Here is a 25,553-nt window from a genome sequence, read left to right on the forward strand (position 1 = left end):
GTGGTGTGGTGAGCCGGACGGGCGCTCGCGCCTCGACACTTAGCTTATGCAATGCTAACTTCAGGCGGGTTAGGTTAGGGGAGGCTACACAAATGGAGAGACGTGGCCGTGGAACTCGGTGACACCGGCGTGCTCGCAGCTCAACCCGTCAGTTCTCGAGCGGACGTCAGGGTTGACGGCGACGTCGTCAGCCGCTTCGCCACCTGCTGCCGCGCGCTCGGCATCTCGGTGTACCAACGCCAGCGCCCGGCCGACCTCACCGCCGCGCGGTCCGGCTTCACCGCGCTGACCCGCATCGCCCACGACCAGTGCGACGCCTGGACCGGACTGGCGGCCGCCGGCGATGTGTCCCTCCGGGTGCTGGAGGCGGTGTCGCAGACCGCGACCACGGCCGGCACGTTGCAGCGCAAAGTTGACCTGGCGCCCGGGGCGCTCGGGTTCCGCTACGACACCGGGCTGTATCTGCAGTTCCGCGCCGCCACCCCCGACGACTTCCACCTCGCCTACGCGGCGGCCCTGGGGACGGCCGGCCGGTTCGCCGAGGCCGACCAGATCGTCACCGGCCTGACGGCGCGCCGCCCCAATTGGCGCGAAGCCCGATGGGTCACCGTCGTCATCAACTACCGCGCCGAGCGGTGGTCGGACGTGGTCAAGTTGTTGACGCCCGTCGTCAATGACGCCGACCTCGACGAAGCCTTCTCCCACGCGGCCAAGATCGCCCTGGGCATCGCGTTGGCTCGGCTGGGCATGTTCGCCCCGGCGCTGTCGTACCTCGAGGAGCCCGACGGTCCCGTCGCGGTCGCGGCGGTCGACGGGGCGCTCGCCAAGGCGCTCGTGCTGCGCGCGCACGTCGACGAGGATTCGGCGAGCGAAGTCCTGCAGGACCTGTACGCGGGCCACCCGGAAAACGAACAGATCGAACAGGCCCTGTCCGACACCAGCTTTGGGATCGTGACCACCACCGCGGCCCGGATCGAGGCGCGCACCGACCCTTGGGATCCGGAAACCGAGCCCAGCGCGGAGGACTTCGTCGACCCGGCGGCCCACGAGCGCAAGTCCGTGTTGCTGCACGAGGCCGAACTCCAGCTCGCCGAATTCATCGGCCTGGACGAGGTCAAGAACCAGGTGTCCCGGCTGAAGAGCTCGGTCGCCATGGAACTCGTGCGCAAGCAGCGTGGGCTGGCCGTCGCGCAGCGCGCCCACCACCTCGTCTTCGCCGGGCCGCCCGGCACCGGTAAGACCACCATCGCCCGTGTGGTCGCCAAGATCTATTGCGGCCTTGGGCTTTTGAAGCGAGAAAACATCCGAGAGGTGCACCGTGCCGACCTGATCGGCCAGCACATCGGTGAGACCGAGGCCAAGACCAACGCGATCATCGACAGCGCGCTGGACGGGGTGCTGTTCCTCGACGAGGCCTACGCCCTGGTGGCCACGGGCGCCAAGAACGACTTCGGGCTGGTCGCCATTGATACCCTGCTGGCGCGGATGGAGAACGACCGCGACCGGCTGGTGGTCATCATCGCCGGATACCGGGCCGACCTCGACAAGTTCCTGGACACCAACGAGGGCTTGCGTTCCCGGTTCACCCGCAACATCGACTTCCCTTCCTACGCACCGTCGGAGCTCGTCGAGATCGCGACCAAGATGGCCGAACAGCGCGACAGCCTCTTCGAACAGGCCGCGCTCGACCACATGGAGGCGTTGTTCACCAGGCTGGCCACCGAGTCGACGCCGGACGCCAACGGAATCTCGCGGCGCAACTTGGACATCGCCGGCAACGGTCGATTCGTCCGCAACATCGTCGAACGCTCCGAGGAAGAACGGGAATTCCGGCTCGACCATTCGGATCACGCCGGGACCGGGGAATTCAGTGACGAGGAGCTGATGACGATAACCGACCAAGACGTCGAGAACTCGGTGGAGCCGTTGTTGCGCGGCCTCGGACTGTCGGTGCCCTCATGACGAATCCTGAAGCGGACGAGCGGCGTTCGTTCGCCTCGCGGACCCCGGTCAACGACAATCCCGACAAGGTCGAGTATCGGCGCGGTTTCGTCACCCGCCACCAGGTCACCGGCTGGCGCTTCGTAATGCGGCGTATCGCTTCCGGCATCGCCTTGCACGACACCAGGATGCTTGTTGACCCGCTGCGCACCCAGTCGCGCGCGGTGCTGATGGGCGTGGTCCTGCTTGCCACCGGCTTGGCGGGCTGCTTCGTGTTCTCGCTCATTCGGCCCAACGGGACCGCGGGGACCAACGCGGTGCTCGCCGATCGATCGACCGCCGCTCTGTACGTACGGGTGGGCGACCAGCTGCACCCGGTGCTCAACCTGACGTCGGCCCGCTTGATTGTCGGGAAGCCGGTGAATCCCGCGACGGTCAAAAGCACTGAGCTGGACCGGTTTCCGCGTGGCAACCTGATCGGCATTCCCGGCGCGCCAGAACGCATGGTGCAAAACACCACTCGCGACGCCAACTGGACCGTGTGCGACGGCATCGGCGGCACGTCGCGCGCCGTGCACAGCACGGGTGTCACGGTGATCGCGGGCCGCCCCGACAGCAGCGGCGCGCGGGCGGCCAAACTCGATGCCAGACAGGCGATCCTGGTGGATAGCGGCAACAGCACCTGGCTGCTCTGGGACGGCAGGCGCAGCCAGATCAACCTGGCCGACCACGCGGTCACCAATGCGCTTGGCTTGGGTCTCAACAACTCCGAAGTGCCGGCCCCGCGGCCCATCGCGCTGGGGCTGTTCAACGCGATCCCCGAAGCGCCGCCACTTGCGGCGCCGGGCATTCCGAACGCCGGTGCGCCCGCCGGCTTCAGCGTGCCGGCGCCGATCGGGGCGGTCGTGGTTTCCTATGCGCTGGACCAGAATTCATCGGGTGCGGCGCGCTACTACGCGGTGTTGCCGGACGGCCTGCAGCCCATCTCCCCGGTGCTCGCGGCGATCCTGCGCAACACCAACTCCTACGGCCTGGACCAACCGCCGCGGCTGGGTGCCGACGCGGTCGCCAAGCTGCCGGTGTCGCGGATGCTGGACACCTCGCGCTACCCCGACCAGCAGGTCACCCTGGTCGACGCGGCCAAGGACCCCGTCACCTGCGCCTACTGGAGCAAGCCTGCCGGTGCCGCCACCAGCTCGCTGAGCCTGCTGTCCGGCTCCGCGCCGCCGGTGCCCGAATCGATCCGCACCGTCGACCTGGTCGGCGCCTCCCCGGCAACCGCCACCCGCGTCGCCCTGGCACCGGGCACCGGCTACTTCGCCCAGACCGTCACCGGCGGCGCAGGCGCGCCCGGCACCGGGTCGCTGTTCTGGGTGTCCGACACCGGGGTCCGCTACGGCATCGACAACGAGGCGGAGAATTCGGCCGCCGGACGCGGCAAAACAGTTGAGGCCCTTGGCCTGACGGAGCCGGCGGTGCCCGTCCCGTGGTCGGTGCTGGCACTGTTCGCCAGCGGCCCGGCGCTGTCGCGCGCCGATGCGCTGCTGGCGCACGACGGGCTGGCACCCGACAACAAGCCCGGCCGCGTGGCATCAGCAGAGGGAGCGCCCCGATGAGCCGACTCATCTTCGAAGCCCGCCGCCGGCTGGCGCCCCCGGTTACCCGCAAGGGCACCATCAACATCGAGGCGCCCCCCGAGCTGCCGCGCGTGATCCCGCCGTCGTTCCTGCGCCGGGCGATGCCCTATGTGCTGGTGATCCTGATCGTGGGCATGGTGGTCGCCCTGTTCGCCACCGGGATGCGGCTGATCTCCCCGCAGACGCTGTTCTTCCCGTTCGTGCTGCTGCTCGCGGCCACCGCGATGTACCGCGGCAACGACAACAAGACGCGCACCGAGGAGGTCGACGCCGAACGCGCCGACTACCTGCGCTACCTGTCGGTGGTTCGCGACAACATCCGCACCCAGGCCGCCCAGCAGCGGGCGGCGGCCGAGTGGTCGCACCCCGAGCCGACCGCCCTGGCGAGCGTGCCCGGATCGCGCCGGCAGTGGGAGCGTGACCCGCACGACCCGGACTTCCTGGTGCTACGGGCCGGCCGCCACCAGGTCCCGCTGAGCACCGCGCTGCGGGTGAACGACACCGCGGACGAAATCGACCTGGAGCCGGTGTCGCACAGCGCATTACGCAGTCTGCTCGACACCCACCGCATCGTGCGGGACTTGCCGACCGGAATCGACCTGACGAAGGTCTCGCGGATCACCGTTCTGGGTGAGGCGGAGGACGCGCGGGCGGCGATGCGCGCCTGGATCGCCCAGGCCGTGACGTGGCACGACCCGACGGTGCTGGGGGTGGCACTGGTCGCCCGCGACCTGGAGAGCCCGGATTGGTCCTGGCTGAAATGGCTTCCGCACACCGATGTTCCGGGCGAGCTCGACGGCGTCGGGCCGGCTCGTTTCCTGACGACCAACCCCGACGAGCTCGTCCTGCTGCTGGGTCCCGCGTTCGTCGATCGCCCGGCGTTCACCGGGGAGCCCGCCGACGCGCTGCGGCATCTGCTCATCGTGGTGGACGACCCCGACTTCGACCTGAACACCTCGACGTTGGCGCTGGGCCGCGCGGGCGTCACCGTCGTGCACCGCTCCGCGACACCGCCGCACCGCGAGCAGTATTCGGATCCGGAGAAGCCCATCCTGCGCGTCATCCGCGAGGGCAGCCGAGCGGGGGCCCTGGAGCGCTGGCAGACCGGCGGCTGGCAGCCCTACATCGACGACGCCGACCGGCTCGGCGCCGACGAGGCAGCCCACCTGGCGCGCCAACTGTCGCGCTGGGACTCCAACCCGACCCACACCGGGTTGCGCTCGGCGGCCACCCGCGGCGCGACCTTCACCACGCTGCTGGGCATCCCGGACGCCTCGCGGCTTGACGTGCCCACACTGTGGGCGCCGCGCCGCCGCGAGGACGAGTTGCGCGTACCCATCGGCGTCACCGCGACGGGCGAGCCGCTGTTCTTCGACCTGAAGGACGAAGCCGAGGGCGGGATGGGCCCGCACGGCCTGATGATCGGTATGACGGGCTCCGGAAAGTCCCAGACCTTGATGTCGATCCTGTTGTCGCTGTTGACAACTCATTCGGCGGATCGGCTGATCGTGATCTACGCGGACTTCAAGGGCGAGGCCGGTGCCGACAGCTTCCGCCACTTCCCCCAGGTCGTCGCGGTGATCTCCAACATGGCCGAGAAGAAGTCGCTGGCCGACCGGTTCGCCGACACGCTGCGCGGGGAGGTGGCCCGCCGCGAAACGCTGCTGCGTGAGGCCGGGCGCCGCGTGCAGGGCAGCGCGTTCAACTCGGTGGTGGAATACGAGGACGCGCAAAATTCGGGTGCGCAGGGCGCCGAGGATCTTCCGCCGATCCCGACGCTGTTCGTGGTCGCCGACGAGTTCACCTTGATGCTGGCCGATCACCCGGAATACGCGGAGTTGTTCGATTACGTGGCCCGCAAGGGCCGCTCGTTCCGCATCCACATCCTGTTCGCGTCGCAGACGCTGGACGTGGGCAAGATCAAGGACATCGACAAGAACACCTCCTACCGGATCGGGTTGAAGGTGGCCAGTCCCAGCGTGTCCCGCCAAATCATCGGCGTGGAGGACGCGTACCACATCGAATCGGGCAAGGAGCACAAGGGCGTGGGCTTCCTGGTGCCCGCCCCGGGCGCGGCCCCGATCAAATTCCGCAGCACCTACGTCGACGGCATCTACGATCCGCCGCAGAAGGCCAAATCCTTTGTGGTGCAGGCAACCCCGGAGCCCAAGCTGTTCACGGCCGGTCGGGTCGAGCCGGATCAGGACACGGTGATCTCGGTGGCCGACGACGAGGAATTCACCGGACCGCCGCGCAAGTTGATCGCCACCATCGGCGACCAGTTGGCGCGCTACGGCCCGCGTGCGCCGCAGCTGTGGCTGCCGCCGCTGGACGAGCCGATCCCGCTGACCGCCGTGCTGGCGCGCGCCGGGGTGGCCCAGCGCCAGTGGCAGTGGCCGCTCGGCGAGATCGACAAACCCTTCGAGATGCGCCGCGACCCGCTGATGTTCGACGCCACCTCGTCGGCGGCAAACGTGGTGATCCACGGCGGCCCCAAGTCCGGGAAATCGACTGCCCTGCAGACGTTCATCCTGTCGGCGGCCAGCCTGCACTCGCCACGCGACGTCACGTTCTACTGCCTGGACTACGGCGGCGGCAAGCTGCGGGCGCTGGAAGACCTGGCGCATGTCGGCAGCGTGGCCTCCGCGCTGGAACCCGAGCGCATCCGGCGCACCTTCGGCGAGCTGGAGCAGTTGCTGCTGTCCCGGCAGCGGCGCGAGGTGTTCCGCGACCGGCACGGCGCCGCCCCCGACGACGGGTACGGCGAGGTGTTCCTGGTCATCGACAACCTGTATGCGTTCGGCCGGGACAACACCGACCAGTTCAACACCCGTAATCCCTTGCTGGCCAAGGTGAGCGAGTTGGTCAACGTCGGGCTCGCCTACGGCATCCACGTCGTGATCACCACCCCGAGCTGGCTCGAGGTGCCGCTGGCGATGCGCGACGGTCTCGGGCTGCGCCTCGAGCTCAAGCTGCACGATCCGCGGGACAGCAACGTCCGACTCGTCGGCGCGCTGCGGCGCCCCGCGGAGTCCGTGCCGCACGACCAGCCGGGCCGCGGCTTGACGATGGCCGCCGAGCACTTCCTGTTCGCCGCGCCGGAGCTGGACCAGATCGCCGCGCTCAACGCCCGCCACCCGGGCGTGGCCGCGCCGCCGGTGCGTCTGTTGCCGACCAACCTCGCCCCCGCGGCGGTCGGCGCGCTCTACCGCGGCCCCGAGCAGGTGGTCATCGGCCAGCGCGAGGACGATCTCGCCCCCGTCGTCGTCAACTTCGCCGACGAGCCGCTGCTGATGGTGTTCGGCGACAGCAAGTCGGGCAAGACCACGTTGCTGCGCCACATCATTCGCACCATCCGCGAGAACTCCACCGCCGACCAGGTGGCCTTCACCGTGCTGGACCGGCGGCTGCACCTGGTCGACGAGCCCTTGTTCGCCGACAACGAGTACACCGCCAACATCGACCGGATCATCCCGGCGATGCTGGGGCTGGCCAACATCATCGAGTCGCGGCGCCCTCCGGCGGGGTTGTCGCCCGGTGAGCTGGCCCGCTGGACGTATTCGGGGCACACCCACTACCTGATCATCGACGATGTCGACCAGATACCGGACTCGCCGGCGATGAGCGGCCCCTACATCGGGCAGCGTCCGTGGTCCCCGCTGATCGGAATCCTCTCGCAGGCGGCCGATTTGGGCCTGCGGGTGATCGTAACGGCGCGGGCGACCGGATCCGGGCACGCGCTGATGACCAATCCGCTGCTGCGCCGCTTCAACGACCTGCAGGCGACGACGCTGATGCTGGCGGGCAATCCGCAGGACAGCGGCAAGATCCGGGGTCAGCGATTCGGCCGGTTGCCGGCCGGGCGGGCGATCTTATTGGGCGACAGCGATAGTCCGACGTACGTCCAGTTGGTCAACCCGTTGGTGGGTGAGGCCGCGATGTTTGGTGAAACGCAACAGTAAGGGGAGAGTCATGACGTTGCGAGTGGTTCCCGAGGGCCTGGCCGCGACCAGCGCCGCGGTGGAGGCGCTGACGGCGCGGCTGGCCGCCGCCCATGCGGCGGCCGCTCCGGCCATCACCGCGGTGGTACCGCCGGCGGTGGATCCGGTGTCGCTGCAGACGGCCGTCGGGTTCAGTGCGCAGGGCCAGGAGCACGCCGCTGTCGCCGCCCAGGGCGTGGAAGAGCTCGGCCGCGCCGGCGTGGGCGTCGGCGAGGCCGGCGTCAGCTATCTCGCCGGAGACACCGCGGCCGCCGCGACGTACGGGTCCGCGGGCGCCTGAGAATGACGTCGCCCGTCGCTTTCGTCTGGATGGCCTCGCCCCCCGAGGTGCATTCGACGTTGCTGAGCGCCGGTCCGGGACCGGGGCCGCTGCTGGCGGCCGCGGGCGCGTGGACCGCGTTGAGCACCGAATACGCAACGGCGGCAGCCGAACTCACCGGGGTGCTGGGGGAGACTCAGGCGGGGGCGTGGGAGGGACCCAGCGCAGAGCAGTACGCGGCCGCGCACGCGCCGTATCTGGCGTGGCTGCAGCAGGCCAGTGCCGACAGCGCCGGCGTGGCCGCGCAGCAAGAGATCGCGGCGGCGGCGTATACGGCCGCCTTGGCGGCGATGCCGACGCTGGGGGAGCTGGCCGCCAACCACGCCGTTCACGGGGTGTTGGTGGCGACGAACTTCTTTGGTGTCAATACGATTCCAATCGCGCTCAACGAGGCCGACTATGCGCGGATGTGGGTCCAGGCCGCCACCGTGATGGGCGCTTATCAGGCCACCTCGGGGGCGGCGCTCGCCGCCGCGCCACGCAGCGCCCCCGCGCCGTCGATCGTGCGTCCGGGCGGTGACGCCAACAGTCTCGCGGCCAACGCCTCGCAGAACACGCCCGGGGATTGGTGGCAGAACCTGATCCAGCAGTTGTCCAAGTTCCTGCAGGACTTCTTCCAGAACATTCAGCAGATGCTGCAGAACTTCTTCTCCAACCTGCCGGCGTTTCTGGCCGCCAACGGTCCACTGCTGTTCTTCGTCGCCTACCAGGTGTTCTTCAACGCCGTCGGCTGGCCGACCTGGGGTGCGATCCTGACCGCACCCTTCCTCATGCCGCTGCTACTCGGAATCGGACTGAGTTCCTTGCTCTCCGCGCCCGCCGAAATCGCGCCGGTGGCGGCCGGCGCCGCCGCGCCACCGCTCGTGACGTCGACCAGGCCGGCGTCGTCGCTGCCGGCGGTTGCGCTGGCCCCGACGGTGGCGAGTCCCGCTGGGGCTCCGGCCACCTCGGTGGCCGCGGGCTCCGGTGCGGCTCCCGCACCCGCCGCGGCGCCGGCACCGAGCACTCTCGCTTACCTGGTCGCCTATGGCGGCGACCCGGACCCCGGCATCGGCCCGACGGTGGGCGGTCGCGGTGGTGCTAAGGCGCCGGCGGCGACCATCCCGGCTGCCGGGGCGGCGGCGGCCAGCCGGGCCGCGGCGCGTGCGAGGCGGCGCCGGCGCGCCGCAATGCGCGACCACAGCGACGAATACCTGGATATGGAGTCCGACATCGGCATACCACCGGACTACGGCGACGAGGAGCGACTGGCCGCGACAATGGCATCCGGCGCGGGGGCCGGAACGCTGGGCTTCGCGGGAACCGCGCGCAAGGAAAACGGCTTCCGCGCGGCCGGATTGACCAAGCTCACCGACGGCGAATTCGGCGGCGGCCCAAGGATACCGATGATGCCCGGCACCTGGGACCACGACGCGGACCGAGACCCGGCGCATCCGACGGAGCCGAGGGAAGGGGGCTAACGCAGTCGGCACCATGCTCGTCAGTCAGCGAAACCCCTTGAGAACGAACGGAAAGGAATCAACATGAGTATGTTGGACGCTCATATTCCACAGTTGGTGGCCGCGCAATCGGCATTCAGCGCCAAGGCGGCCCTGATGCGCAGCACCATCAGCCAGGCCGAGCAGGAAGCGATGTCGGCGCAGGCGTTCCACCAGGGCGAGTCTTCGGCCGCGTTCCAGGCCGCGCACGCCCGCTTCGTCGAAGCCGCCGCCCGGGTCAACACCCTGCTGGACATCGCACAGGCCAACCTCGGCGACGCCGCGGGCACCTACGTGGCCGCCGACGCCGCCGCCGCTTCCGGCTACACCGCCTTCTGATCCAGCCGCTTCAAACGCCATCAACCGCGAAAGGACTTGTCATGTCCCAGATCATGTACAACTACCCGGCGATGCTGAGCCACGCCGCCGACATGTCCGGCTACGCCGGCACGCTGCAGGGGCTCGGTTCGGACATCGCCAGCGAGCAGGCAACGCTGTCGAACGCCTGGCAGGGCGACACCGGTATGACCTACCAGGCGTGGCAGGCCCAGTGGAACCAGGCAATGGAGAGCCTGGTGCGCGCCTACCAGGCGATGGCCAGCACCCACGAATCCAACACCATGTCCATGCTCGCCCGGGACCAGGCTGAAGCCGCCAAATGGGGCGGTTAATTCTTGTTTCATGAACACTGAGCCGAACGCCGTCGAGCTGACGGTCGATCACGCGTGGTTCATAGCGGAAACCATTGGGGCGGGTAGCTTCCCGTGGGTGCTCGCGATCACCTCGCCCTATAGCGATGCCGCGCAACGCCACGCGTTCTTCGAGCGTCAGAAGGCCGAGCTGACCCAGTTGGGTCTGGTATCGGAGGGTGGGGTCGTCCACCCGGCGGTGGCCGACTGGATCAGGGTGGTGTGCTTCCCGGAACGATGGCTCGACCTGCGCTACGTGGGCCCCGCCAAGGACACCGGCACCGGGGACCTGCTGCGCGGCATCGTGGCGCAGCGCTCTGCCACCACCGACAGGACGATCGTGGCGCTGCGCAGCGCGCAGCTGATCACGTTCACCGCCATGGACATCGACGACCCGCGTGCGTTGGTTCCGGTCCTCGGCGTCGGCCTCGCGCAGCAACCGCCGGCCCGGTTCGACGAGTTCAGCATGCCGACGCGGGTCGGAGCGCGGGCCGACGAGCGGCTGCGCTCGGGTGCCTCCCTGGCCGAAGTCGTTGACTACCTGGGTATCCCGCCGTCGGCGCGGCGGGTGGTGGAATCGGTGTTCAACGGACCGCGCAGCTACGTCGAAATCGTAGCCGGCTGCCACCGCGACGGGCGGCACGCCACCACCGAAGTGGGGATGAGCATCGTCGACGCGGCCGCGGGACGGGTCCTGGTCAGTCCGTCCCGCGCATTCGACGGCGAGTGGGTGTCGACGTTCGCCCCCGGCACACCCTTCGCGATCGCCGTCGCGCTCGAACAGCTGACCGCGTTACTGCCGGACTCCGAATGGTTCTCCGGCCACCGGTTGGCCAGAGATTTCACTGCACAACACGCATAACCCCTTAAAGAGAAGAGAGCAACGATGTTTCAGGTAAGGCCCCAGCGTGTTTCGAGGGTCCGGTGACGTCCGGCGCCGTGATGCCGATCGTCCGCGTGGCAATCCTCGCGGACAGCCGGCTGACGGAAATGGCGTTGCCCGCCGAGCTGCCGCTGCGGGAAATCCTGCCCGCCGTCCAGCGTTTGGTGGTTCCCACGACATCGAATGGCGATTCCGACGACACCGCCCGAGGGACGGCCGACCTCGGCGCGGCGACCCAACTGAGTCTCGCCCCGATCGGCGGCGCGCCGTTCAGCCTGGACGCCAGCCTGGAAACCGTCGGGGTCGTGGACGGTGACCTGCTGGCGCTGCAGCCCGTGCCCGTCGGGCAGGCGGCTCCCGGCATCGTCGAGGACATCGCCGACGCCGCCATGATCTTCTCGACCTCGCGACTGAAGCCGTGGGGCGCAACGCATATCCAGCGCGGCGCGCTGGCCGCTCTGCTCGCTGTCGCATTGCTGGCCACCGGGCTCTCGGTCACCTACCGCGTCGCCACCGGCGCGCTGGCCGGGCTGGTCGCGGTCAGCGCGGTCGCGGCGGTGACCGCGATCGTCGGCTTGCTGGTCGCGGCGCGCTCGCCGCGCACCGGGGCGGCGTGCACGATCGCCGCGCTGGTGCCGATCGGTGCCGCGCTGGCATTGGCGGTGCCCGGCCGGTTCGGACCGGCGCACATCATGCTTGCGGCGGCCGGCGTCACCGCGTGGTCGCTGATCGCTTTGATGGTGCCCAGCGCGGAGCGGGAGCGCATCGTCGGATTCTTCACCGCGACCGCGGTGGTGGGAGCGGGGGTGCTGCTGGCCGCCGGCGCCGGGATGCTCTGGCACCTGCGGCCGCTCGCCATCGGCTGCGGGCTGATCGTCGCGGCGCTGCTGGTCACCGTCGAGGCGGCTCAACTCTCGGCGCTGTGGGCGCGCTTCCCGCTGCCGGTCATCCCCGCGCCCGGCGACCCCACCCCCTCGGCCCCCTCGTTGCGGGTGCTCGAGGATCTGCCGCGCCGGGTGCGGATCAGCGATGCCCATCAGAACGGATTCATCGCTGCCGCAGTGCTGCTCAGTGTCCTGGGCTCGGTGGCGATCGCACTGCGCCCCGAAGCGCTGAGCGGCGTCGGCTGGTACATCGTGGGCGCCACGGCGGCAACATCCGTCCTGCGCGCCCGGGTATGGGATTCGGCCGCGTGCAAGGCGTGGCTGCTCGCGCAGCCCTACCTGGCCGGGGGCGTTCTGCTGGTGCTCTACACCGCGACCGGGCGCTTCGGGGCCGCCCTTGGTGCGGCGCTGGTGCTCGTCGTGCTGGCCGTGGTCTGGGTAGTGGTGGCGCTCAACCCGCGCATCGCCGAGCCGGAGAGCTATCCGCTTCCGGTGCGCCGGCTAGTGGGCTTCGTCGCGGCCGGGCTCGACGCGTCACTCATCCCCGTGATGGCCTACCTGGTCGGCATCTTCACCTGGATACTCAATCGATGATCCGGTCCGGATCGGCTTGTCTCGCAGCGGCTGTGGCGGCCGTGCTGTGGACGTGTCCGTCGGCGTTGGCCATCGATCAGCCGAAGGTCGATCCGGGCGTCCCGCCGCCGAACGGGGCCCCCGGCCCCGTGCAGCCGATGGAGCAGCGCGGCCCGTGCAGCGTCTCCGGGGTCATCCCCGGCAGCGATCCCGCGGCCGTCACGCCCAGCCAGGCGACGCTGAATCTTTCTGGGGCATGGCAATTCTCGCGTGGTGATGGCCAGCTGGTGGCGGTGCTCGACACCGGCGTACGGCCGGGTCCGCGGCTGCCCAACGTCGATCCGGGTGGTGACTTCGTCGAGACGACCGACGGCCTGACCGACTGCGACGGCCACGGCACCCTCATCGCCGGCCTCATCGCCGGCCAGCCCGGCGACGACGGTTTCGCCGGTGTGGCGCCCGCGGCGCGCGTGGTCTCGATCAGGACGACGTCGGCCAAGTACTCGCCCCGCACCCCCGGCGGCGACCCGCTGATGGCACGGGCGTCCTCGGACGTCGCCACGCTGAGCCGCGCGATCGTGCACGCGGCCGACCTGGGCGCCCGGGTGATCGACATCTCCACGCTCACTTGCCTGCCCGCCGACCGGTCCGTCGACCAGGCCGCCCTCGGCGCGGCGATTCGCTACGCCGCGGTGGACAAGGATGCGGTGATCGTGGCCGCCGCCGGCAACACCGGGCCGACCGGATCGGTCGCCGGCGGCACGTCCTGCGAGTCCAACCCGCTCACCGACCTGAGCCACCCGGACGATCCGCGCAACTGGGCCGGTGTCACCTCGATCTCCATCCCGTCCGTCTGGCAGCCCTACGTGCTGTCCGTGGCCTCCCTGACACCGGACGGCCAGCCGTCGAAGTTCACCATGGCGGGCCCGTGGGTGGGCATCGCGGCGCCGGGCGAACGGATCGTCTCGGTCGGCAACGCCGACGGCGGCGGCCTGGCCAACGGTTTGCCCGATGAGCATCAGCAGCAGGTGGCCTTGAGCGGCACCAGCTATGCGGCCGGTTATGTGGCCGGCGTCGCGGCGCTGGTCCGCAGCAAATACCCCGACCTCAACGCCACACAGATCGTGCATCGCATCACCGCGACCGCGCACAACGGCGCCCGGGCGCCGTCCAACGTCATCGGTACCGGCAGCGTGGACCCGGTGGCGGCCTTGACCTGGCAACTGCCCGTGGGCAATCAGCCTCCTGCCTCGCCGGTCAAGCCGGTCGCCGTCCCGCCCGCACCCGCGCCCAAGGACACCACCCCGCGGACCGTCGCGCTGGCCGGAACCGCCGCACTGGCTGTGCTTGTCGCAGTCGCGGGCGCGGTCGCCACCACCGCCACCCGCCGACGAAAGGACCCCACCCCGTGAGCCTGCAGCGCTGGACACCCACCCCCGGACCCGGCCGGATCACGCTGGCGTTGCTGGCCGTCGTCCCGGCGGTGATGGCGTACCCGTGGCGGTCACTGCGCGATTACTGGCTGCTCGGCATCGCCGCGGCTGTCGTGCTCATGCTGTTCGGCTGCTGGCGCGGTTTGTATTTCACCACGCTGCTGCGCCGCCGGCTGGCGATCATGGGACGCGGCGAGGTGACCGCACCCGAATTCGCTTCTGCGACCGCGACAACCGCGCTGCTTCGGATCGGGGCGCCGGGTGGCGACGCGGCCGACGCGTTGCCGCTGCCCTTGATCGCCCGCTACCTGGACCGCTACGGCATCCGCGCGGACAAGATCCGGATCACCAGTCGCGACAACGCATCCGATGCGTCCAGACGCGAGACGTGGATCGGGCTCACGATATCGGCCACCGACAACCTGGCCGCGCTGCGCGCCCGCTCCGCGCGCATCCCGTTGCATGAGACCGCGCAGGTGACGGCGCGTCGGCTGGCCGACCACCTGCGGGAGTTCGGCTGGGAAGTCAACAGCGTCGCGCCCGACGACGTCCCACGGTTGCTCACCTCCAACCCCCGCGAGAGGTGGTCCGCGGTGCAGCGCGGCGCATCGGATTACCTTGCGGCATACCAGGTTCAGGTCAACGGTGAGCTGGCCGAGACCCTGGAGTCGATTCGGGCTTATCCGGCGCGGGAGACGTGCATGGCGCTGGAGATCGCCGGCGACGGGACCCACAACACCGTCGCGGCCGCGTGTGCCTTCCTGACCGACACGCCACCGGAGCGGACGGTTCCGCTGCCCGGGCTGATCCCGCAGCACGGCAACCACCGGCCCGCGCTCGAGGCGCTGGATCTGTTGTCCACGCGGCGGCTCGACGGGCACACCGCCGCCCCGGCGGCCCTGCTGGCGGAGCTGGACTGGCCGACCCTGGCGGGCGAGGAGCCGGCCACCGAAGCCGCTAGAACATGACGGTCTGCAGGAACGCGGTCATCCGGCGCAGATAGTCCAGCTGGCTGACGTGCAGCACGTGGCTGCCCGGAAACCAGTGCAGCGCACAACGATCCCAATGCTCCCACAGCTTGACGGCATGGTCCGGCGGCGCCATCCGGTCGCCGAGCCCGGTGATGATCATCCGCCTGTCCTTGTCCAGCAGCGGCCGATAGGTCAGCGGGCAGTGGTAGGACAACCCGTCCCATAATTCCGCGCGGCTGATGTGCGACAACCGCAGCCCCAGCCGCACGAGTCTGTTGGCCGGAAACCATTCGTCGAACAGAGTCGCCGGGGTGACGACGGGACAGTTCGGGATGACGGCCTCGAGCCGGTCGTCGACCGAGGCCACCAGCGCCGAGGTGTAACCACCCAGCGATATGCCGGTCAGCGCGATCCGGTCGACCCCGGTGCCGCGCAGGTAATCGATGACGGACCGGAAGTCGTGCACCGCCTGGGCCATCGCCTCCGCGAAACCGCTGAGGCCGCCGGCGAAATAGCCGAAACCGCTGAACGGCGATAGCCTTTCGGCGCGCTTGCCGTGAAACGGCAGGGTAAACATCAGGACGTCGTAACCGGACCGGTAATACCACGGCAGCGCGAAGAACCGCCCGTTGGCCAGGTACGACGACCCCATGAAACCGTGGATGACACACAGCGTGGGACGCGGCCCGTCGTCGTGGCGCCAGTGCTGCGCGCGCACGGTGTTGTTGGACTTCCACGCCCCCCATTGCTCGCGCATCGCGGGGTTGATGGCCGTGAAACTGCTTTCGAATTCGATGTTTTCCACCGTGCCGCCGGCGACCCACTCGGTCAGCGGGCTGGCCGGCCGTGACGTGACCCGCGGCGGTTTCCTCGGCGCGGGAAACGACTTCACCGGGTCGCGCTGCGCGCCCAGCTCGGCGTAGAAGTTCAGGTTGGCGCGCTCGGCGCCGGCATCGGGGTGCCGCAGGGAGGCGGCGAGTACGGCCGGGGCCACCGTCGCGGTAAGCAGCGACGACACCCAGGTGCGCAGGGCGAGGTCGCCGATGGCGGAGCCCTCGACTACCATGCGCTGGCGGGGGGACAACGCGGAATTCGGGGGCAATCCGCCGACGTCGAGCGGTACGTCAGCACCCTTGAATGCACCGGGAATGTCCGGAACGGGAATGGGCGGATCAATCGAAGTGTCGGGCGCCACGAAAGCCGATGCTAACCGGCGGGCGCCGCTCCCGGGGCCAGTTGGGCGGCGCCGGGGCGCCATGCGGTAATACGGTTGGTCTACTGCCGGCTTGGCGACGGCGCGTTGATCAGGAGGACCGACATGTGGGATCCAGATGTCTACCTGGCCTTTGCGGACCATCGCAGCCGGCCCTTCTACGACCTGCTGTCACGGGTGGGGGCCGAGCGGGCCCGGCGGGTCGTCGATCTCGGTTGCGGGCCCGGCCACCTGACCAAGTACCTGTCGCGGCGCTGGCCGGAGGCGGTGATCGAGGCGATGGATACCTCGCCGGAGATGGTCGCCGCGGCAAAGGAACGCGGCATCGACGCCGTCGTCGGCGACCTGCGGGACTGGAAGCCCAAGCCCGATACCGACGTCGTGGTCAGCAACGCCGCGCTGCATTGGGTGCCCGAGCATGCCGATCTGCTGGTCCGCTGGGTGGACGAGCTGCCCGCCGGTTCGTGGATCGCCGTCCAGATTCCGGGCAACTTCGAGACCCCGTCACACGCCACGGTGCGGACCCTGGCCCGGCGTGAGCCCTACGCAAAAGTGATGCGTGACATACCGTTTCGTGTCGGTGCCGTGGTACAGCCGCCGATTCAGTACGCCAATCTGCTGCTGGACGCCGGATGCAAGGTCGACGTCTGGGAGACCACCTACCTGCACCAGTTGTCCGGTGACAATCCGGTGCTGGAATGGATCACCGGGACGGCGCTGGTTCCGGTGCGCGAGCGGCTGAGCGCCGAAGACTGGGAGCGGTTCCGCGAGGAACTCATCCCGCTGCTCGACGACGCCTACCCGCCCCGGGCCGACGGCACGACGATCTTCCCGTTCCGGCGGGTGTTCATGGTCGCCGAGGTCGGCGGCTCGCGGCGCTCCGCCGGCTAACCGCTCGCTTCCTTCTCGATGCCGCGTTCGGCGGCGATCGCCGACCGGGAGGTCGGCTTCATCCGATGAATCTGCAGGTACGTCTCGGTGTAACGTGCGGAGATGCGGGTGCCGGCGAACTCCGACGGGATGACGTCACCCGTGCGCTGGCGCCAATCATGAAGCTGGACAGCCAAATCCGCCGCGATCTCGTCCGCACCCGCGACGTCACCGGCCAGCAGGTTGGTGGTCTCGCTGGGGTCGGTGCGCAGGTCGTAGAGCTCGCGCTCGGGGCGCGGGCCGGTGACCAACGGCGCCACGGCCATCCCGGACGGGCTCTCCTCGATATCCAACGGCAGGTCGAGCAGCGGCCGGGGCACGTAGTTCTCGATGTAGCTGTATTCCTTGGTGCGAATCGCGCGGATGGGATCGAACGAGTCGTGATAGGTCTTCGTCGTGTACACGCGGTCTCGGACCGGCACGGCGTGCGGGTCCGGGGCGACCAGGGCGCGCGCGTGCGACACCCCGTCGACATCGTCGGGAACGTCGAGACCCAGCAGGCCCAGCAGCGTCGGCAGCAGGTCCACGCCGGAAAACAGTTCGTCGTAGACGCGTGGGGTGATGGCCTGGCTGGTGGGGGGCCGGATGATCATGCCGATGCCGGTTCCCGCGTCGTACAGCGTGGATTTCGCGCGGGGGAACGCCGGGCCGTGATCGGTGAAGAACACCACCCAGGTGGTGGCGTCCAACCCGGTTTCGGCCAGCGTGTCCAGCAGCCGGCCGACCGCGGCGTCGGCCGTCGCGATCGCCCCATAGAAACTGGCGAGGTCGCCCCGCACCTCGGGGATGTCGGGTAGGAAGTCGGGCGGGTCGACCTCCGCAGTGTCCGCCGGCTCGTAGCGGTCCCGCGGATACGGCCGGTGCGTCTCGAAGAAGCCGGCGGTCAACAGGAACGGCTGGCCCCCGAGATCTTCGGTGCCCTCGCGCAGCCATTCGCCCGCCTTGTCCACCACGTACTCGCAGTATGAGTTGGACACGTCGAACTCGTCGAAGCCCAGCCGCTGCGGGTAGGACGTCTCGTGCTGCATGCCGAAAAGCGCCGAGTACCAACCCGCATCGGTCAATATCTGGGGCAGCGTCCGCACGCCGTTGCGGTATTCCCAGCCGTGGTGCGCCAGCCCGATCAGGCCGTTGGTCTGCGGGTAGCGGCCGGTGAACAGCGATCCGCGCGACGGCGAGCACAGCGGCGCCGTGGCGTGCGCCCGGGTGAACAGGATGCCCTCGGCGGCAAGGCGGTCCAGCCGGGGGCTGGAGACGTCCGGGTGGCCGTAGACGCCCAGATAGCGCCCCAGATCGTGCCAGTGCACGATCAGCACGTTGTCCTGTCGGTCGGCTGCTTCGCCCGGCGCCAATTGCGTCACCTCTCCGATTTGCCCGCGACCGGCGACGATACCGCAGCTACTCGGGGGGACCCTGGGCGCGCCGACTCCAGCGGTTCTCGCAGACGAACTCCGAGAGCGGACGGGCGACGGCCCAGCCGTCCAGTTCCAACGCGGGCCGATCGGGGAATTGGGGCACCGGCCCCAGGCACAGAATGGCCACCGGCTCCGCCCCGGCGGGCATCTCGAGCATGGCCGCCAATCGGTGCGGATCGAACAGCGAAACCCAGCCCATGCCAAGGCCTTCGGCGCGCGCTGCCAGCCACAGATTCTGGATCGCGCACGACACCGACGCGAGGTCCATCTGCGGTAGCGTCCGCCGGCCGAATACATGCCGCTCCCGGTCGTCGCCCAGCGCCACCACCAGAAGCTCGGCGCATTCCAGGATGCCTTCGACTTTCAGCGCCAAAAACTCCTCGCCCCGCTCGCCCAGGGCCGCGGCGGTGAGCGGGCGCTCGTCGTCGACGAGCGCGTGGATGCGCCGCCGCAGCCCGTCATCGGTGATGCGGATGAAACGCCACGGCTGCATCAGGCCGACGCTGGGCGCCGCGTGGGCCGCCTGCAGCAGGCGGGCCAGCACGTCCTCGGCCACCACGCCCGGTGAGAACCGGCGCATGTCCCGTCGTTCGGAGATCGCCCGATAGACGGCGCGGCGCTCCTGCGGGCTGAAGCCCTCCTCGCTCACGGGAGTCATCGTAGGAAATCCGCGTTAGCGTGAACCCTGTCCGCAGCACGGACCCGGCGAACATCCGAGAAAGGAGTGTGCCGTGAAGCCCTTGGACGCACTCGACCAGCTGCCCAGCGACCCCGCCGCCGGCCGCGTGTACGGCGAGCCCTATCAGACACCGGACGGCACCACCGTGATCCCCGTCGTCAAACCCCGCGGCGTCTTCGTCATCCGCAACGGCGAGGCGTCCTGGACGCCCGCCGTGGACGGGAATCGAATCGCGCTGATCGGAGTGATGACCGGCCTGCTGGCGGCGGTGATCGCCAGCCTCGCGGTTCTGCGGCAACCGCCCTGGCCGCGGATGACCGTCACGGACTATAGGTAACGCCGACCGCGCGAAAGACGTAGTCGGGCGGCATGTCGAAGGCCAGCGATCGCCGCGGCAGGCCGCTGAGCACGTCGGCCGGAATGGCGACCTTGTAGTGCAGCGACAGTTCGCCGCTGAACTTCGGGTCGACCCTATTGACGTCGACGTCGACCCGCAAACCGGTCGACGATATTTCGACCTGCGCCGATCCGTTGTGCTCCGCGTCCCAGCGGACGTCGACGGTCGGACCGGCCAGCCTGGGCAACATGGACAACGTGGCGAGCACCCGCTCGGAGCTGAACACCAGCGAACCCGTGTAGCTGGCGACGCTGTGCGGCAATCGCACGCCGGGGATGGCGCCGCGGAATCGCCGGGTCACCGGGACGTAGTCGGCAAGGTGGATAAGGCCTTCCGCCTCGACCTGCGCGTACACGTCGTCGGGCAGCTTGCCGATGCCGAACAACCTACGGACAAATACGGCCATGACGCCAGTATGGACCGGCGCCGGCGACCGCGTGGTCAGGCCGCCCGCCGCTGTGCGCGGTGCAGCTGGTATCCGTGGGGGTCATGACCCGATCGCGGATCACTACGGCCGCCTGCATCGCCGTGACCGCTGTGGCGGTGTACGCGCTTATGTGGGTGGGTTACTCGCAGCACTGGCACTGGCAGCAGCGCATGGACTGGTCACTGCTGGACGCCGCGCGCGACAGCGCGGTCAAACACCCGTTCTGGGTGCGGTTCTGGGCGGATGTTTCCTTTGCGCTGGGTCCGGTCCCGTTGCGGGTGCTGGGCACGCTGGCGGCGGTGGCCGCCCTGATCATGCGCCGGGTGCGCGCGGGCTTGCTGCTGTTGGCGTGTGCGCCGCTGAGCGGGTTCGTCACGGTGGCGGCCAAGACGCTGGTGGACCGGCCACGGCCGTCGACCATGCTGGTGGCCGCGGCTGAGACGTCGTTTCCGTCCGGGCACGCGCTGGAGGCGACGGCCGCGCTGCTCGCGGCGCTGTCCCTGGCGTTGCCGGCGATGAACCGGGCGGTGCGCCGCGGTGCGATCGCGCTGGTCGCGCTGAGCGTGCTGGCGGTGGGGGTCTCGCGGGTGGCACTGAACGTGCACTACCCGTCCGATGTGTTGGCGGGCTGGTCGCTGGGCTACCTGTATTTCCTGATGTGTTTCACGGTAATTCGGCCGCCGAGCCGGGCTTCCTTCCGAAAGCCGTGCGACGCGGGGGATTTGGTCACGGCGCGGTGACCTAACCGGGTCTAAAGCTTTACTTGACCCCGCGCCGTTGGGGTTTGACGATAAAGGTCATGCGCCGACTGCTCGCTTCGCTGGCCGCTTCGGCGTGCGCAGTTTTCGTGTCGCTCGCGCTGGCGCCGATCGGTGCCGCGGCGGGTGCCCCCTGGTTCGCGAACGCGGTCGGCAATGCCACGCAGGTGGTTTCGGTGATGAGCACCGGCGGGTCGAACGCGACGATGGACATCTATCAGCGCTCCGCCGCCGGGTGGCAGGCGCTGCGGACGGGGATCCCCACCCATGTCGGTTCGGACGGTATGGCGCCCCAGGCCAAGAGCGGGGTGCCGGCCACTCCGATGGGCGTGTACACCCTGGACTCCGCGTTCGGCACCGCGCCGAATCCCGGTACCGGACTGCCGTATACCCAGGTCGGCGCCAACCACTGGTGGAGCGGCGACGACCACAGCCCCACCTTCAACTCCATGCAGGTGTGCCAGAAGGCGCAGTGCCCGTTCAACACCGCCGAAAGCGAGAATCTGCAAATCCCGCAGTACAAGCACGCGGTCGTGATGGGAGTCAACAAGAACAAGACCCCGGGCGGCGGCTCGGCGTTCTTCTTCCACACCACCGACGGGAAACCCACCGAGGGATGCGTCGCCGTCGACGACGCTCAGCTGGTGTCGATCATGAAATGGCTGCGGCCCGGAGCGGTGATCGCAATCACCAAGTAGCGCGCGTCAGGCGTCGGTGGCCAGCGCGCGACCGGGCTTGAGCGTGAAGTTCATGCCCTCCAACGACATCGTGGCGTCGTAGGTTCGGTCGTAGCCGGTGCCGCTGATCTTCCAGCCGGCGTCGGTGCGTCGGTAGGTGTCGCGGTAGAAGGCCGCACCGATCAGCATGAAGTTCAAGTCGGCGACGATCACCCGGTCCTGCAGATACCAACTGCCCGTTGCCGTATCGCCGTCGACGATGATGTCCGGATGGGTCACCCGGTGCTCGGTGATGACGTTGGCGGGCAGCGACGTACGCATGTACTCGACCAGGTCGTCGCGGTTGGTGAAGTGCAACTCGTTGCCGATCGACGGCCCGTAGTCGGCCTTGATGTCCGCGGCCAGCGTGTCGGCGAAGTCGTCCCAGTGCTTGGTGTCCAGCGCGCGCAGATACCGGTATTTGACGTGCTTGATGGCTTCGATATCGGCCAGTTCGTCGAGGGTGAGGGTGCTCATCCGGTCATTGCAGCACACGGTGATGAGCCGCTTGCGCTCGCATCGAAGAGCTGGCGTCGCCGAGACTTGAGCCACGGTCACATCGCGCGGCGGGTCTTGTGCGTGGTTTACGTGTCGCGGTGGCCCCGACCGTCGGAGAGGTAGCGGGTGACCATGTCGATCAGGGCGCGCCGTTCCAGGCTCCAGTCGATGGCGGTCCCGGTGACCATCTGCGCCAGCACCACGCCTCGCAGCGTGGCCCAGATGACTTCGGCCACACCGGCGTTCGCGGGATCGTCGGTGATCAGCCGCCCGAGCTGCCCGATGGCCGCATTCATTTCCAGCAGATGGCGCCGCGGGGACTCGCCCGGCCCGCCGCGGGTCGCCCGCAGGATTTCGAACGCCGCCGTCGACGTCGGGCTGCTGTAGCAGCTCCACGCGGTGTCGACGACCACCTCGATGCGCTTGCGCAGCGGCAACTCGCTGACATCGGCCGCCGACAGGCTCTCGATCAGCCGGTCCACCCCGTCGTCCACGACGGCCATCAACAGGCCATTGCGATCGCCGAAGTGATACTGGATGACGCCCCACGTCACGCCCGCGCGTTCGGCGACGTGCTTGGCGGTCGCGGCGGCGAACCCCTCCTCCGTGATGCAGCGGACCGTCTCGTCGATGATCTTCGCGCGCGTGTCGTCGCCGCGCTTGCGCGGCGCCGTGGTGCGCCGGGTGGGGCCCACCGAACCCCCGGCCTGACCTGCAGCAATCGACATTGTTGACTTTATAACATAGCCAAGTCTATTTTTGGGCCGTGAGCCGATCCCGTTATGCGCGGTTGACCCGCGAGCAGTTGGCCGTCCTGGTTCCCGAACTGCTCTTGATCGGGCAACTGATCGACCGCTCGGGCATGGCCTGGTGCATCAGCGCGTTCGGTCGCGACGAGATGGTGCAGATCGCCATCGAGGAGTGGGCGGGCGCCAGTCCCATCTACACCCGGCGCATGCAGCGGGCACTCAACTTCGAGGGCAACGACGTGCCGACCATTTTCAAGGGGTTGCAGCTCGACATCGGCGCGCCACCGCAATTCATGGACTTCCGCTACACCGTGCACGACCGCTGGCACGGCGAATTCCAGCTCGACCACTGCGGCGCGCTGCTCGACGTGGAGCCGATGGGTGAGAAGTACGTGTTCGGCATGTGTCACACCATCGAGGACCCGACCTTCGACGCCACCGCGGTGGCGACCAACGCCCGCGCCCAGGTGCGCCCCATCCACCGGCCGCCGCGGACACCGAAGGACCGCCAGCCGCACTGCGCGTGGACCGTCATCATCGACGAGTCCCACCCCGAGGCCAAGAGCATTCCCGCGCTGGACGTCGTGTACCAAACCCGAGCCGCCACATGGGAACTCGACCCGATCGACCGCTCCGACGAAGGCAAGGCGGATTACTCCGGCCCGTTGCTGTCGGACTTCGACTTCACCGGCTTCTCGCATTCGGCGCTGGTCCGGATGGCCGACGAGGTTTGTCTGCAGATGCACCTGCTCTACCTGTCGTTCGCCATCGCGGTCCGGGCCCGCGCCGCCGACGACGCCCAGGCCGTGTCGGTGTGCACGCAAGGCCTGACCGGCATAGCGGGCGTGGCCGCCGAGCGCATTCACCGCGCGCTGGGGCTGCCCGGCGGCATCGAAGGCGTGTTGCAGGTGCTCGAACTGCACCCCCTGCTGAACCCCGCCGGCTACGTCTGCGCGGAAACGGCCAACCGGCTCGTGGTGCACCGCTCGCCGGCCCACGACGACGCCGCATGGATCGCGCTGTGCTCACCCGAATCGGTGCAACCCCTGCAGGCGATCGCCACCGCCGTCGACCCGCACATCGAGGCCCGGGTCAGCGGCACGAACACCGAGTGGACCGCGGAACTGGTCGAAACCGACACCGCGGCCGCCGAACTGCCCGAGGTGTCGGTAACAAAGGTGAGCGGCGGAGCGACATTCCAGTTTGAGCCGAGACGATCACTGCCGCTGACCGTGGTGTGAGCAACCGCGTCAATTTGTCAAGGGGTCAGCGGTACCACTTCGGTGACGAGGTGGCATCGACCGGATACCGATGATGTTGCAGGCCATCGGTTTTGGGCGTGTCCGCGACTATGGTTAACGCTGGCCACCGACCCCTATAGACGAAAGTTTTCGCTCTATGTACGACCCACTTGGGTTGTCGATCGGGACCACGAACCTGGTCGCTGCGCGCAACGAAAGTCCACCGGTTATCCGGCGTTCGGTGCTGGCGCTTTACCCGCACTGCGCGCCGGAAGTCGGTTTGCCCGAAGAGAATTCGTATCTCGCCGAGCCCGGCGTGATGATGAAGGGCTTCGTCGAGCGCATCGGTGAATCGGTGGCGCTGGTGTCCGCTGACGGGTCCGCGCACGACCCGGAACTGCTGACGGTGGAGGCCCTGGACGCGATGGTGCGCGCCGCCGGCGCGGACGCGTCGTGCTCGGAGATCTCCATTGCCGTGCCCGCGTACTGGAAACCCGTTACCGTGCAGGCGTTGCGCGACGGTCTACGGACGCATCTGGGATTCGTCCGCAGCGGCATGGCGCCCCGGCTCGTCTCGGATGCGATCGCGTCGCTGACCGCCGTGAAGTCCGAGCTCGGCCTCCCCGACGAAGGTGTGGTGGGGCTGCTGGACTTCGGTGGCGGCGGTACGTCGGCGACGCTGGTGAACGTAGCGGGTGATTTCGAACTCGTCACCGCGACAATGCGTTACGCGGCTCTGTCCGGCAACGAAATCGATCAGGAGCTGCTGCTGCGGGTCTTCGAGGAGCTGGGTCGCGGCAGCGGGATCGACCCGGGCAGTACGGCCGCCGTCGGGCAACTCGGCGACCTCAGGGAACAGTGCCGGCTGGCCAAGGAGCGGCTGTCCACCGACGTGGTCACCGAAATCGCTGCCCAGCTCGGCGAACGCAGCTGCAGCTTCACGCTCAAGCGCGACGATCTCGAAGATCTGATGGCGGATCGGTTGACCGGCTTCATCTACGCCTTCGACGACATGCTGGTGCGCTACCGCAAGAATTGGGGGGACCTGGCTGCGGTGGTGACGGTGGGCGGGGGCGCACACATTCCGCTTGTCGCTGAACGGCTTTCGGTGCACGGACGCATCCCGGTCCTGACGCCGTCGCAGCCCGCACTCGCGGCGGCCTGCGGCGCGCTGCTGCTGGCGTCCCGCGGTGACGAGCTGAGCCTGCGCACGCGGACGTCGATCGGCCTGCTCGCGTCCGCCAACGCCACCAATGAGGTCGTCGACCTCGGCGCCGGCGACGTGCTGGTGATCGACGACGAGGCGTTGACGGATCGCGAATTGGCGTGGTCGCAGACCGAATACCCCGGCGACGTGCGGTTGCGGTTCGGCGGCGAAACCTACGACGAAGACGGCCCGTCCGGTTGGTCGATGCGCCTGAACGTGATCGACCCGCCCCCGGACCGGCCGTGGCGCCGCCTTCGGTTGTCGCAGTTGATCATCGGCATGTCCGCCCTGGTGGCGATGACGGCGATCGGCGGCGTGGCCTACACGCTGACCGGCCTGGAAAACCGCCAGGCCCCGCCCGCGCCCAGCGTCGCACCGCTGCCGGCGCCCCCGGCCAGCCACCTGGTCCCGCGCCCCGTCGCGCCGCCACCTCCCACCGGTGGTGACGGTGGGCGGGGGCGCACACATTCCGCTTGTCGCTGAACGGCTTTCGGTGCACGGACGCATCCCGGAA

The 25,553-nt window shown here is 69.0% G+C and carries 23 protein-coding genes; 17 read left to right on the top strand and 6 right to left on the bottom strand.

All coding sequences use genetic code 11. The annotated features are described in order from the left end of the window. Positions 1–108 precede the first annotated feature (108 nt). The 11 genes from eccA (at position 109) to eccE (ending at position 14,806) form a co-directional block, all read left to right on the top strand. Positions 109–1,962, top strand: a complete 1,854-nt coding sequence (eccA, locus tag A5750_RS17260; RefSeq protein WP_066947681.1) for a type VII secretion AAA-ATPase EccA — start codon at positions 109–111, stop codon at positions 1,960–1,962. Continuing rightward, entirely contained in the window at positions 1,959–3,557 is a 1,599-nt protein-coding gene (gene eccB / locus A5750_RS17265) for a type VII secretion protein EccB (protein ID WP_066947424.1), read from the top strand. The genes eccA and eccB overlap by 4 nt, the downstream gene beginning before the upstream one ends. Beyond that, a complete protein-coding gene (gene eccCa, locus A5750_RS17270; protein ID WP_067264440.1) occupies positions 3,554–7,540 on the top strand; it encodes a type VII secretion protein EccCa in 3,987 nt (1,328 codons plus the stop codon). Before eccB ends, eccCa begins: the two co-directional genes overlap by 4 nt. 10 nt (positions 7,541–7,550) lie before the next feature. After that, complete coding sequence (locus A5750_RS17275; protein WP_066947430.1) at positions 7,551–7,859, top strand: PE family protein; 309 nt, start codon at positions 7,551–7,553, stop codon at positions 7,857–7,859. Between the two features lie 2 nt (positions 7,860–7,861). Next, a complete protein-coding gene (locus A5750_RS17280; RefSeq protein WP_066947434.1) occupies positions 7,862–9,358 on the top strand; it encodes a PPE family protein in 1,497 nt (498 codons plus the stop codon). 63 nt (positions 9,359–9,421) lie between these two features. Beyond that, the gene (esxG, locus tag A5750_RS17285; protein WP_066947442.1) at positions 9,422–9,715 is read left to right on the top strand and encodes a type VII secretion system protein EsxG; all 294 of its coding nucleotides are present in this window, start codon (positions 9,422–9,424) and stop codon (positions 9,713–9,715) included. Between the two features lie 41 nt (positions 9,716–9,756). Continuing rightward, positions 9,757–10,047 (top strand): WXG100 family type VII secretion target, encoded by a 291-nt coding sequence (locus A5750_RS17290; RefSeq protein ID WP_066947446.1) that lies wholly within the window; start codon positions 9,757–9,759, stop codon positions 10,045–10,047. A gap of 10 nt (positions 10,048–10,057) precedes the next feature. Beyond that, the gene (locus A5750_RS17295) at positions 10,058–10,927 is read left to right on the top strand and encodes an ESX secretion-associated protein EspG (protein WP_066947449.1); all 870 of its coding nucleotides are present in this window, start codon (positions 10,058–10,060) and stop codon (positions 10,925–10,927) included. A gap of 80 nt (positions 10,928–11,007) precedes the next feature. Beyond that, entirely contained in the window at positions 11,008–12,426 is a 1,419-nt protein-coding gene (eccD, locus tag A5750_RS17300) for a type VII secretion integral membrane protein EccD (protein ID WP_156659217.1), read from the top strand. After that, complete coding sequence (gene mycP / locus A5750_RS17305; RefSeq protein WP_066947455.1) at positions 12,423–13,817, top strand: type VII secretion-associated serine protease mycosin; 1,395 nt, start codon at positions 12,423–12,425, stop codon at positions 13,815–13,817. Before eccD ends, mycP begins: the two co-directional genes overlap by 4 nt. Next, positions 13,814–14,806 (top strand): type VII secretion protein EccE, encoded by a 993-nt coding sequence (gene eccE, locus A5750_RS17310; protein WP_066947458.1) that lies wholly within the window; start codon positions 13,814–13,816, stop codon positions 14,804–14,806. The genes mycP and eccE overlap by 4 nt, the downstream gene beginning before the upstream one ends. On the opposite strand, the gene A5750_RS17315 is transcribed toward eccE, so the two are convergent. Continuing rightward, complete coding sequence (locus tag A5750_RS17315; RefSeq protein ID WP_066947461.1) at positions 14,796–16,004, bottom strand: S9 family peptidase; 1,209 nt, start codon at positions 16,002–16,004, stop codon at positions 14,796–14,798. The two genes, eccE and A5750_RS17315, sit on opposite strands and share 11 nt — an antisense overlap. A gap of 123 nt (positions 16,005–16,127) precedes the next feature. On the opposite strand from A5750_RS17315, the gene A5750_RS17320 reads away from it, so the two are divergent. After that, a complete protein-coding gene (locus tag A5750_RS17320; protein WP_066947464.1) occupies positions 16,128–16,913 on the top strand; it encodes a trans-aconitate 2-methyltransferase in 786 nt (261 codons plus the stop codon). Here A5750_RS17320 and A5750_RS17325 read toward each other — a convergent pair. Both A5750_RS17325 and bluB read right to left on the bottom strand, forming a co-directional pair. Beyond that, entirely contained in the window at positions 16,910–18,313 is a 1,404-nt protein-coding gene (locus A5750_RS17325) for a sulfatase (RefSeq protein WP_066947466.1), read from the bottom strand. The two genes, A5750_RS17320 and A5750_RS17325, sit on opposite strands and share 4 nt — an antisense overlap. A 37-nt stretch (positions 18,314–18,350) precedes the next feature. Beyond that, complete coding sequence (gene bluB, locus A5750_RS17330) at positions 18,351–19,025, bottom strand: 5,6-dimethylbenzimidazole synthase (protein ID WP_066947469.1); 675 nt, start codon at positions 19,023–19,025, stop codon at positions 18,351–18,353. A gap of 73 nt (positions 19,026–19,098) precedes the next feature. On the opposite strand from bluB, the gene A5750_RS17335 reads away from it, so the two are divergent. Next, a complete protein-coding gene (locus tag A5750_RS17335) occupies positions 19,099–19,383 on the top strand; it encodes a hypothetical protein (protein ID WP_066947472.1) in 285 nt (94 codons plus the stop codon). Here A5750_RS17335 and A5750_RS17340 read toward each other — a convergent pair. Beyond that, positions 19,367–19,849, bottom strand: coding sequence for a hypothetical protein (locus A5750_RS17340; RefSeq protein WP_066947475.1), 483 nt, complete (start codon positions 19,847–19,849; stop codon positions 19,367–19,369). The genes A5750_RS17335 and A5750_RS17340 overlap by 17 nt on opposite strands. An 83-nt stretch (positions 19,850–19,932) precedes the next feature. Between A5750_RS17340 and A5750_RS17345 the strand changes: the two genes are divergently transcribed. Then, positions 19,933–20,610, top strand: coding sequence for a phosphatase PAP2 family protein (locus tag A5750_RS17345; RefSeq protein ID WP_066947684.1), 678 nt, complete (start codon positions 19,933–19,935; stop codon positions 20,608–20,610). Between the two features lie 59 nt (positions 20,611–20,669). Next, a complete protein-coding gene (locus A5750_RS17350) occupies positions 20,670–21,326 on the top strand; it encodes a L,D-transpeptidase (protein ID WP_066947478.1) in 657 nt (218 codons plus the stop codon). Positions 21,327–21,332: 6 nt separating this feature from the next. Here A5750_RS17350 and A5750_RS17355 read toward each other — a convergent pair whose 3' ends face one another. Together A5750_RS17355 and A5750_RS17360 are read right to left on the bottom strand one after the other, a co-directional pair. Then, the gene (locus A5750_RS17355; RefSeq protein ID WP_197505452.1) at positions 21,333–21,821 is read right to left on the bottom strand and encodes a nuclear transport factor 2 family protein; all 489 of its coding nucleotides are present in this window, start codon (positions 21,819–21,821) and stop codon (positions 21,333–21,335) included. Between the two features lie 107 nt (positions 21,822–21,928). Further along, complete coding sequence (locus A5750_RS17360) at positions 21,929–22,570, bottom strand: TetR/AcrR family transcriptional regulator (protein WP_066947484.1); 642 nt, start codon at positions 22,568–22,570, stop codon at positions 21,929–21,931. A 38-nt stretch (positions 22,571–22,608) separates the two neighbouring features. On the opposite strand from A5750_RS17360, the gene A5750_RS17365 reads away from it, so the two are divergent. Then, a complete protein-coding gene (locus tag A5750_RS17365) occupies positions 22,609–23,832 on the top strand; it encodes a hypothetical protein (RefSeq protein ID WP_066947487.1) in 1,224 nt (407 codons plus the stop codon). A 157-nt stretch (positions 23,833–23,989) separates the two neighbouring features. Beyond that, positions 23,990–25,522, top strand: coding sequence for an Hsp70 family protein (locus tag A5750_RS17370; protein ID WP_231989238.1), 1,533 nt, complete (start codon positions 23,990–23,992; stop codon positions 25,520–25,522). Positions 25,523–25,553: the final 31 nt, after the last annotated feature.

Source organism: Mycobacterium sp. 852002-51613_SCH5001154 (assembly GCF_001667425.1).
Taxonomy (GTDB): domain Bacteria; phylum Actinomycetota; class Actinomycetes; order Mycobacteriales; family Mycobacteriaceae; genus Mycobacterium.